The following is a 9,709-nucleotide window of genomic DNA, read 5'->3' on the forward strand; positions in this document are numbered from 1 at the left end:
AGAATCCGGCCATCGCGGATGATGACCCCGTACGCGGCGATGCGGATGTCCATCAGGACACTGTAGCGGGGCCATCGACGCGCAGGCCGGACGCCGCTATGGTCGAGGCACCCGAGCGAACGGAACGCCACGATGACCGAAGCCTCGAAGTTGATCGCAGCCTCACCCGACGTCGATCGGTATCTCGACGGTCTTCCGTCGGAGTTCGCGGGCCCGCTCGCGCGTCTGCGCGACGGCATCCGCGGTGTCGCACCCACGGGTGCCGTCGAGAACATCAAGTGGAACGGGCCGAACTACGCGCTCGACGGCGTCGATCGAGTGACGGTCGGCACGGACCCTCGGGGCAAGGTGCGCATCGTCATGCACCGAGGCGTGAAGATCGTCGATGCCGAGGGCTTCAGCTTCGACGACGACACCGGGCTCGTGCGCTGGGCGGCGGCCGACCGCGGCGTGATCGCCCTGGACCCGGCCGAGATCGATGCGCATCGCGACAAGATCGTCGCACTGATCGAACGCTGGCTGCAGCTCTGACGGCGTGGGCCCGCCGCGGGTTGCTCGATGGGAATGCGGGACCATCGATCGCCGCGGGAGACCGCGGATCTGCCCATCACTGCGACAAGATGTTCGCCACGCGGTCGAGGGCCTGTTTGATGTCGATGACCGCCCGCTTCTGGACATGCCGTTGGTAGTGGTACACCTCGGGCGCGAGAGGCGCGAGGAGCGTGTCGGGGAGGGCGTCGTCGTGAATACCTGCATCGCGGACCTGGGAGGCGACGAAGGTTCGCCAGAATCCGTAGGCACCTGTGGTGAAGCGAGTTGCGCCGAGTTCGGCTCCGAGGGCGAGCGGGAGATGCTGCTCCAGCAGATCGACCATGGCCGAGTAGAACGCCGCCAGCCGTTCGCGGGGCTCGGCACCGGGGCCGAGCGGAGGCGGCCCGGAAAGAAGCTGCTGCTGCAACGCCTGCTCGTGCTCATCCAGGAGAGCCACCGCGACCGAGGCCACGTCTGGGTAGCGGCGGTAGAGCGTGCCTCTGCCCACCCCGGCAGCGGCGGCGAGATCCGACATGGTGACCCCGGGCCCCTGCTCCGCGAAGAGCTGTCCGGCGGCGGTCAGGATGCGCTGCCGGTTCGCCGCGGCGTCCGCACGTTCGGGCGGTGACGTGTCGAGCAGCTTCTTCCTCACCCTCTGATCATAACTGGACGCCATGTCCGTTTCAGGTACAGTGAATCTGGACAGTATGTCCACTTCATCGAGCGAGCAGGGATGAGGAACGAGATGATCATGATCGGCGGCTACGACGTCGGACGTGTGGGAGACGGGACCGTGCGGCTCACCGACCCGATGGCGATGGGCGACCCCGCCGAGCTGCGAGCGGCCATCGACCGTCTGGAAGTCCGATGAGCATCGGCTGGATCGCGGTCATCGTCGCCGGACTCCTCGAGATCGCCTGGGCACACAGCATCCGCCTGACCGAAGGATTCACCAAACTGATCCCGACGATCATCTGCGGCGCACTCACCGTTGCCGTCCTGCTGATCCTCAACATCGCGATGAAGAGCGTTCCAGTCGGCACCGCCTACGCAGTGTTCGTCGGCATCGGGGCGCTCGGCACGGCGATCGTCGGAATGATCTGGCTCCACGAGCCCGTCAGCGTGCCGAGAGCGCTCGCACTCGCGCTCATCGTCGGCGGTGTCGTTCTGCTCCGCCTCACCGACTTCCAGTCCGCAACCGTGTAACCGAGCAGGAGCCGTCGACTGGTTCAGCTCGGAGCGGCGAGATGTGCATTCGGATGCCGATCCCGACCGGGTCAGGTACTCCCGTACGTCTGAAAACTGTGGAGCCTAGGAGATTCGAACTCCTGACATCCTGCTTGCAAAGCAGGCGCTCTACCAACTGAGCTAAGGCCCCGGGCGGATGCCGAGGCATCCGTTCTTCATCTTCAATTATTCACACGTCTTGCATTGTTCACAGTGGGGATACGAGGACTTGAACCTCGGACCTCTTCGTTATCAGCGAAGCGCTCTAACCGCCTGAGCTATATCCCCGAATTTCGGCCAGAGGAAAGACTACCGGACGTGGCAGAAATCTCCGAATCGGGCCGAGAATCGCGTCAGTTGTTGGTGAATCCGACGAGGATGCCACCCGTGATCTTGACGCTCAGGTTGTAGAGCACGGCGATGATGGCGCCGAGCGCCGTCGTGACGACGAGGTTCAGGAGCGCCGCGACGACCGCGAAGCCCATGACGTTGCCGAGCGACAGGATCGACGTGAGGTCGCCGCCGGCGCCCGCAACGTCTTGCACGAGCTCGTTGACCTTGTCGAAGATGCCGGTCGAGTTCAACACCGTGTAGATGAGGAACGTCGCGACGATGCTGACGACCGCGAGGCACACGGCGACGAGGAACGACAGCTTCACCGCCGACCAGAAGTCGATGTAGACGAGCCGGAGGCGCACCTGCTTTGCAGGGGTCTTGCGGTTCGACTTGCGTGCCAGCTTCTCAGCGACGCTACTCATCTAGGGTTACTCCTCTCGCGCGGGCTCGGCCGCTTCGGACTCGGCGGCCTCCTCCACGAGATTCCGCTCGGAATTCTTCGCGATGGCGATGATCCTGTCGTCGTTCGCGAACTTCGCGAACACGACGCCCATCGTGTCCCTGCCCTTGGCGGGAACCTCGGCGACGTCAGAGCGTACCACCTTGCCACTGGCAAGAACCACAAGGACCTCGTCGTCGCGACCGACGATCAGGGCGCCCGCGAGGTCGCCTCGATCCTCGCTCAGCTTGGCCACCTTGATGCCCAGGCCGCCGCGGTTCTGCAGGCGGTACTGGTCGACGGCGGTGCGCTTGGCGTAGCCGCCCTCGGTGACGACGAAGACGTACCTGGCGTCGTCGTCTGCGGCACTCGCCTCGGCCTCGGCGGCCTCCTCACCGTCGGTGAGGGAGGCGGCGACGACGGATGCCTCGAGCAACTGGTCGCCCGCTCGGAACGACATGCCCTTCACACCCGACGTCGAGCGACCCATGGGCCGGAGCGCTTCATCCGTCGCCTCGAAGCGCAGGGACATGCCCTTCTTCGAGACCAGGAGGATCTCGTCGTGCTCGTCGGCGAGCATCGCCGAGACGAGCTCGTCGCCCTCGCGCAGGTTGATCGCGATGACGCCGCGCGAGCGGTTCGTGTCGTACGCCGTCAGATCGGTCTTCTTGACGAGACCCTCACGCGTGGCCAGCACGAGGTACTGGGCGACGCTGTAGTCGCGGATGTCGAGGATCTCGGCGATCTGCTCGTCGGGCTGCATCTCGAGCAGGTTCGCGACGTGCTGGCCCTTCGCGTCGCGGCCGGCCTCCTGGATCTCGTACGCCTTCGCCCGGTAGACGCGGCCCATGTTCGTGAAGAACAGCAGCCAGTGGTGCGTCGTGGTGACGAAGAAGTGCTCGACGACGTCGTCGGCGCGCAGCTGCGCGCCCTTCACGCCCTTGCCGCCGCGGTGCTGCGAGCGGTAGTTGTCGCTGCGCGTGCGCTTGACGTAGCCGCCGCGCGTGACGGTGACCACCATCTCCTCTTCGGGGATGAGGTCTTCGACCGACATGTCGCCGTCGAAGCCCGGCATGATGTGCGTGCGTCGCTCGTCGCCGTACTTCGCGACGATCTCGGCGAGCTCTTCGGAGACGATGGTGCGCTGACGCTCGGGAGAGGCGAGGATCGACTCGTAGTCGGCGATCTTCTCGGCGAGCTCCTCGGCTTCCTCGTTGATCTTCTGGCGCTCGAGGGCGGCGAGGCGTCGCAGCTGCATCGCGAGGATGGCGTCGGCCTGGAGGTCGTCGATGTCGAGGAGGCCCTTGAGGCCATCTCGTGCGACGTCGACGGTCGCCGACGCGCGGATGAGCGCGATCACCTCGTCGAGCGCGTCGAGCGCCTTGAGGTATGCGCGCAGGATGTGCATGCGCGCCTCGGCCTCGCGCAGCAGGAACTGCGTGCGCCGCACGATCACTTCGATCTGGTGGTCGACCCAGTGCGCGATGAAGCCGTCGATCGAGAGGGTGCGCGGGATGCCGTCGACGATCGCGAGCATGTTCGCGCCGAAGTTGTCCTGCAGCTGCGTGTGCTTGTAGAGGTTGTTCAGCACGACCTTCGCGACCGCGTCGCGCTTGAGCACGATCACGAGGCGCTGGCCGGTGCGGCCCGAGGTCTCGTCACGGATGTCGGCGATGCCGCCGACCTTGCCGTCCTTCACGAGGTCGGCGATCTTGATCGCGAGGTTGTCGGGGTTGACCTGGTACGGCAGCTCGGTGATGACGAGGCAGGTGCGCCCCTGCAGCTCCTCGACCGCGACCACGGCGCGCATCGTGATCGAGCCGCGCCCGGTGCGGTACGCGTCGTTGATTCCCTTGACGCCGAGGATCTGCGCGCCCGTCGGGAAATCGGGTCCCTTGATGCGCTGGATCAGCGCCTCCTGCAGCTCCTCGCGGGAGGCTTCGGGGTGCTCGAGGTACCACTGAGCGCCGGATGCCACTTCGCGGAGGTTGTGCGGCGGGATGTTCGTCGCCATGCCGACGGCGATGCCGACCGAGCCGTTGACGAGCAGGTTCGGGAACCGAGCCGGCAGGATCGCCGGCTCCTGGGTGCGGCCGTCGTAGTTGTCCTGGAAGTCGACGGTCTCCTTCTCGATGTCGCGCACCATCTCGAGCGCGAGCGGAGCCATCTTGGTCTCGGTGTATCGAGGAGCGGCCGCGCCGTCGTTGCCGGGCGAGCCGAAGTTGCCCTGTCCGAGCGCGAGCGGGTAACGCAGGCTCCACGGCTGCACGAGGCGCACGAGGGCGTCGTAGATCGCCGTGTCGCCGTGCGGGTGGAACTGGCCCATGACGTCGCCGACGACGCGGGCGCACTTCGAGAAGGCGCGGTCGGGGCGGTAGCCGCCGTCGTACATCGCGTAGATGACACGGCGGTGCACGGGCTTCAGGCCGTCGCGCACGTCGGGCAGCGCACGCCCGACGATGACGCTCATCGCGTAGTCGAGGTACGAGCGCTGCATCTCGAGCTGCAGGTCGACCTGGTCGATCCTGCCGTGGATGCCGGGGCCCTCGACCGGCTCGTCGCCGCCTGGGTTGATCACATCAGATGTCAAGGAAACGCACGTCCTTCGCGTTCTTCTGGATGAAGTTCCGGCGGCTTTCGACGTCTTCGCCCATCAGGGTGGAGAAGATCTCGTCGGCGGCGGCCGCGTCGTCCATGGTGACCTGCAGCAACGTGCGGGTCTCGGGGTTCATCGTGGTCTCCCACAGTTCTTGGTGGTTCATCTCGCCGAGACCCTTGTAGCGCTGCACGCCGTTGTCTTTCGGGATGCGCTTGCCGGCGGCGACGCCGGCGGTGAGCAGCGCATCGCGCTCCTTGTCGGAGTAGACGTACTCGTGATCGGCATTGGTCCACTTCAGGCGATACAACGGCGGCTGCGCGAGGTACACGTAGCCGAACTCGATGAGCGGGCGCATGTAGCGGAACAGCAGCGTGAGCAGCAGTGTCGTGATGTGCTGGCCGTCGACGTCGGCATCGGCCATCAGCACGATCTTGTGGTACCGCGCCTTCTCGGTGTTGAAGTCCTCGCCGATGCCGGCGCCGAACGCCGTGATCATCGCCTGGACCTCGTTGTTGGCGAGTGCTCGATCGAGTCGGGCCTTCTCGACGTTCAGGATCTTGCCGCGCAGCGGCAGGATGGCCTGCGTCTCGGGGTTGCGGCCCTGCACGGCGGAGCCGCCGGCCGAGTCGCCCTCGACGATGAAGATCTCGGAGACCGACGGGTCCTTCGACGAGCAGTCCTTCAGCTTGCCCGGCATGCCGCCCGACTCGAGCAGGCCCTTGCGCCGCGTCGCCTCGCGCGCCTTGCGCGCAGCGAGTCGTGCGGTCGCCGCCTGGATCGCCTTGCGGATGATGTCGCGAGACTGGGTCGGGTTGCGCTCGAACCAGTCGCCGAGCTGATCGGAGGTGACCTTCTGGACGAACGACTTCACCTCGGTGTTGCCGAGCTTCGTCTTCGTCTGGCCCTCGAACTGCGGCTCGCCGAGCTTGACGGAGAGGACGGCGGTGAGGCCCTCGCGGATGTCGTCACCCGTGAGGTTGTCGTCCTTCTCCTTGATGATCGCCTTGTCGCGCGCGTAGCTGTTCACCAGGGTGGTGAGCGCCGCCCGGAAGCCCTCCTCGTGCGTGCCGCCCTCCGTGGTGGAGATCGTGTTCGCGAACGTGTGCACCGACTCGCTGTACGAGCTGGTCCACTGCATCGCGATCTCCACGGAGATCTTCCGCTCGGTGTCCTCCGCCTCGACGTCGATGATCTCGGGGTGGATGAGCTCGGACTTCTTGGCCGCGTTGATGTGCGCCACGTAATCCGTGAGGCCGTTCTCGTAGCGGTACTTGACGGTGCGCACGGGGTTCGCGGTCTCGACGTCCGTCGCGCCGTCGGCGGCCGTGACGTCGCCGTCGGCCTCGACCGGCGCCTTGCCGGCCACCTCGTCGTCGGCGACGGCGTGCCCGGCGCGCTCGTCGCGCAGGGTGATCTGTAGGCCCTTGTTCAGGAACGCGTACTGCTGGAAGCGCGAGCGCAGCGTCTCGAAGTCGTACTCGGTGGTCTCGAAGATCGAGTCGTCCGCCCAGAAGGTCTGCGTGGTGCCGGTGGACTCGCCCTCGGCGAGCGGCTCGAGCCGCTGCACCCCGGTGACGGGCTCGCCGCCGTCGCGGTACTCCTGGCACCAGTGGTAGCCGTCGCGCTTGACCTCGGAGACGAACCGGGTGGACAAGGCGTTGACGACGGACATCCCGACGCCGTGCAGGCCGCCGGAGACGGCGTAGCCGCCGCCGCCGAACTTGCCGCCCGCGTGCAGGATCGTCATGACGACCTCGAGCGTGGGCTTGCCCTCGGTGGGGTGCATCGCGACGGGGATGCCCCGGCCGTTGTCCCGGACGCGGACGCCGCCGTCGGCCAGGAGGGTCACCTCGACGCTGTCGGCGTGGCCCGCCAGGGCCTCGTCCACAGAGTTGTCCACAATCTCGTACACCAGGTGGTGCAGGCCACGCTCACCCGTGGAGCCGATGTACATGCCCGGGCGCTTGCGGACGGCCTCGAGGCCCTCCAGGACGGTGATGTTGCCGGCGTCGTACCCGTTCCCCGGTCCGGTGGCTCCGTTGGCGGCGACAGTGTCAGGACGGGGGGTGTCGGTTCGGTCTGCCACAGGCGGAGCTGCTCCTCGGTCGTCGTGCACGCGCCGACGCTTCGTGCGGTGTATGGCGGCGCGGCTCTCAGGTTCCGGGCACGCACCCGGCCGAGCCGTGCGAGAGAGGTCGGACCACGACCCGGAATGACCTCCCTAGTCTACCTGCCAGAGGCAAGGAAACGGCGGATTGACGCCGCTGGAGGGAAGTTCCGCACACGTTGTCCACAGGTCTGCGGCCAGGGGTTCTCCACACCGTTGTCCACAGGGATTTCCCCAGGCTTGTCCACAGATTCTGGGCGATCAGCACCCCTCATCACGAACCGTCCGGTTTTCGTGCTCTGACCGTTATCAACGACTCTCCCGATTTAGTCCAAAAACTGGTGTACTACACCACGATTCCCCGTATCGCACGTCGACTGGCGCGCGTCTGCCTGCGCCGGTCACCACCGAAGGGACAACCCCACAGTGAAGAGGACCCTGGCGGGCGTCGCAGCGACGACGCTCGCCGTCGGAGGGATGCTCGTCGCCACCGCGGCGCCCGCCTCCGCGCACACTCCCCGTGTCAAGGACACCTGCTCGAGCCTCGAGGTGAACCTGACCCAGTACCGCGGTGCCGACGTCACCGTCACCATCGACGGCACGGACGTCGCCGACGAGACCTTCGACAGCTCCTGGAGCCGCACGTTCGAGCTCGACGGGTCGGCCGGCCACGCCTGGACCGTCGACGTCGACGCCCACGACGGCAACCAGTACGACTGGTCAGACTCCGGGCGGACCGAGTCCTGCACCCCGACCGCTCCCGAGCAGCCCGAGGGCTCCGAGGTGCAGGTCGGCATCTACCTGTACCCGAAGCTCGACGCCTCGAAGGGCGCCGCGTGGGAGAACTCCGGTGAGCAGCAGCTGCTCGGCACCACGACGCTCACCCTCCCCGAGGAGGAGCTGACCAACGACGAGCACTGGTACACCGAGCTCCCCGAGACGGACGCGCTCGACGACATCGACCTGTGCACCGGTTGGGGCATCCAGCAGGACCTGGTGCGCGGTGGGCCCGACGACTACACGATGCCCGAGAGCATCACGTACCCCGACGGCTCCTCCATGGACGGGCACCTCGTCGACTGGACCCATCAGGAGCTGAGCGACTTCGGCATCGAGCTCCCCTCCGCCGAGGACTGCGCGACCCCCGAGGTCCCGGAGGTCCCGGAGCCCCAGGTCGTGGTGCCGCAGGCGCCCGCGGCCGTCGAGGTCTGCGGCGCGGACGCGTCCGACGTCATCCTGCCGGCCGATTCCGCCGAGGTCACCTACATCCGCACGGAGCAGGGCGTCCTCGCGGCGCCGACGGCGAACCACGCGTTCGGCGAGGACCTGGGCGGCTACACCCGCACCGAGTCCGGCGAGGTGCTGTTCCCCATCGAGGCCCTGGTGCCTGCCGCCGAGGACTGCGCGCTGATCCCCGGTGACATCGCCGCGGTCTGCGAGGGCGACACCCCGCACCTGGGCTACGCCGTCGCCCTCCCCGAGGGCGTCGAGGTCGACGACGACACGCCGCTGACCATCACGTTCATCAACCCGGACGGCGGCGAGAACTACGTCGCCGAGGACCAGCCGCTCGAGGGCTCGCTCCTGTGGCCGGGCGCCTCCGACACCGAGCCGAAGCAGTGGCCGGGCTGGGAGCAGCAGGACGACGGTTCCTATGTCGAGACTGACGGGAACTACGCCTGGACCCGTGACGGCGTCCAGGTCCTGTTCGAGGTGAACCCGCAGTACTCGACCGTGGTGGACTACCCGCCGGCCTCGTCGCAGTGCGCCAACCCGATCGGGGTGGGCGGTGCGGACGTGGACGTGACGGACACCCAGGTCGAGGCGGACGTCCCGCCGGCCGACGCCGCGCAGGCCGACCAGCTGCCGCAGACCGGTGCGACCGTCGGCCTCTTCGCCGGGCTGGCCGCGCTGCTCGTCGCGGGTGGCGGCGTGCTGTTCTGGCTGCGTCGCCGCATCCAGCACTGACGTACCGAGCATGACGACGGGCCCGGCCGCTGTGCGGCCGGGCCCGTCGCCATGTCGGCGACTCAGCCGAAGGTGTCGCGCGGCCCCGGACCGCGCACCGACCGGCGGCCACGACGGAAGCCGGGGCCCGCCGGGCCCAGCACCGTGACCTCCTCGACGACGCCCTCGCCGACCTCCTCGCCGAGGCGGCGCAGCAGGGTGGGGACGAGGAGCCGCACCTGCGTGGCCCACGCCGTCGAGTCGGCGCGCACCACGAGCACCTTCTGCTCGAACGTCTCCGGCTGGCAGTGGTCGGCCACCTGGTCGCCCACCACCTCCCGCCAGCGGCCGATCACGCCGCCGACGGACACGTCCGCCGTCCACCCCTTGTCCCGCATCAGGCGCCCGAGCACCTCCGACAGCAGCTGCGGGTCGCGGGCGCCCGGCCCCTGCCCGGACAGGCGGGGCTCCGCGAGCGGTGAGCGGCGCGCGGGCGAACCCGGGCGCAGGCCCTTGGCGCGGG

9 protein-coding genes and 2 tRNA genes are annotated in these 9,709 nt (G+C 67.7%); 4 read left to right on the top strand and 7 right to left on the bottom strand.

Annotated features, from left to right (window positions below; all coding sequences use genetic code 11):
* The first annotated feature begins 132 nt into the window (after window positions 1-132).
* A complete protein-coding gene (locus tag VIP82_RS08220; protein ID WP_331907490.1) occupies window positions 133-531 on the top strand; it encodes a hypothetical protein in 399 nt (132 codons plus the stop codon).
* Window positions 532-607: 76 nt separating this feature from the next.
* Here VIP82_RS08220 and VIP82_RS08225 read toward each other — a convergent pair whose 3' ends face one another.
* A complete protein-coding gene (locus VIP82_RS08225; protein WP_331907492.1) occupies window positions 608-1,183 on the bottom strand; it encodes a TetR/AcrR family transcriptional regulator in 576 nt (191 codons plus the stop codon).
* A gap of 81 nt (window positions 1,184-1,264) precedes the next feature.
* Here VIP82_RS08225 and VIP82_RS08230 point away from each other — a divergent pair, with 81 nt between their 5' ends.
* Together VIP82_RS08230 and VIP82_RS08235 are read left to right on the top strand one after the other, a co-directional pair.
* Complete coding sequence (locus VIP82_RS08230) at window positions 1,265-1,402, top strand: hypothetical protein (protein ID WP_331907494.1); 138 nt, start codon at window positions 1,265-1,267, stop codon at window positions 1,400-1,402.
* The gene (locus VIP82_RS08235; RefSeq protein ID WP_331907496.1) at window positions 1,399-1,737 is read left to right on the top strand and encodes a DMT family transporter; all 339 of its coding nucleotides are present in this window, start codon (window positions 1,399-1,401) and stop codon (window positions 1,735-1,737) included. The genes VIP82_RS08230 and VIP82_RS08235 overlap by 4 nt, the downstream gene beginning before the upstream one ends.
* Window positions 1,738-1,836: 99 nt before the next feature.
* Here VIP82_RS08235 and VIP82_RS08240 read toward each other — a convergent pair.
* From VIP82_RS08240 to gyrB, 5 genes are all read right to left on the bottom strand, one after another.
* Window positions 1,837-1,909: transfer RNA gene (locus VIP82_RS08240), tRNA-Ala, on the bottom strand.
* A gap of 63 nt (window positions 1,910-1,972) precedes the next feature.
* Window positions 1,973-2,046: transfer RNA gene (locus tag VIP82_RS08245), tRNA-Ile, on the bottom strand.
* 65 nt (window positions 2,047-2,111) lie between these two features.
* Entirely contained in the window at window positions 2,112-2,516 is a 405-nt protein-coding gene (locus VIP82_RS08250) for a DUF3566 domain-containing protein (protein ID WP_056007070.1), read from the bottom strand.
* Window positions 2,517-2,522: 6 nt separating this feature from the next.
* Complete coding sequence (gene gyrA / locus VIP82_RS08255; RefSeq protein ID WP_414684637.1) at window positions 2,523-5,030, bottom strand: DNA gyrase subunit A; 2,508 nt, start codon at window positions 5,028-5,030, stop codon at window positions 2,523-2,525.
* A gap of 82 nt (window positions 5,031-5,112) precedes the next feature.
* The gene (gene gyrB / locus VIP82_RS08260) at window positions 5,113-7,218 is read right to left on the bottom strand and encodes a DNA topoisomerase (ATP-hydrolyzing) subunit B (protein ID WP_331907500.1); all 2,106 of its coding nucleotides are present in this window, start codon (window positions 7,216-7,218) and stop codon (window positions 5,113-5,115) included.
* A 447-nt stretch (window positions 7,219-7,665) separates the two neighbouring features.
* Between gyrB and VIP82_RS08265 the strand changes: the two genes are divergently transcribed.
* A complete protein-coding gene (locus VIP82_RS08265) occupies window positions 7,666-9,207 on the top strand; it encodes an LPXTG cell wall anchor domain-containing protein (protein ID WP_331907502.1) in 1,542 nt (513 codons plus the stop codon).
* A gap of 62 nt (window positions 9,208-9,269) precedes the next feature.
* On the opposite strand, the gene VIP82_RS08270 is transcribed toward VIP82_RS08265, so the two are convergent.
* A partial coding sequence (locus VIP82_RS08270) for a DciA family protein (protein ID WP_331907504.1) occupies window positions 9,270-9,709 on the bottom strand: 440 nt, incomplete at its 5' end.

It is taken from the genome of Microbacterium sp., from assembly GCF_036566905.1.
In the GTDB taxonomy this organism is placed as follows: Bacteria; Actinomycetota; Actinomycetes; order Actinomycetales; family Microbacteriaceae; genus Microbacterium.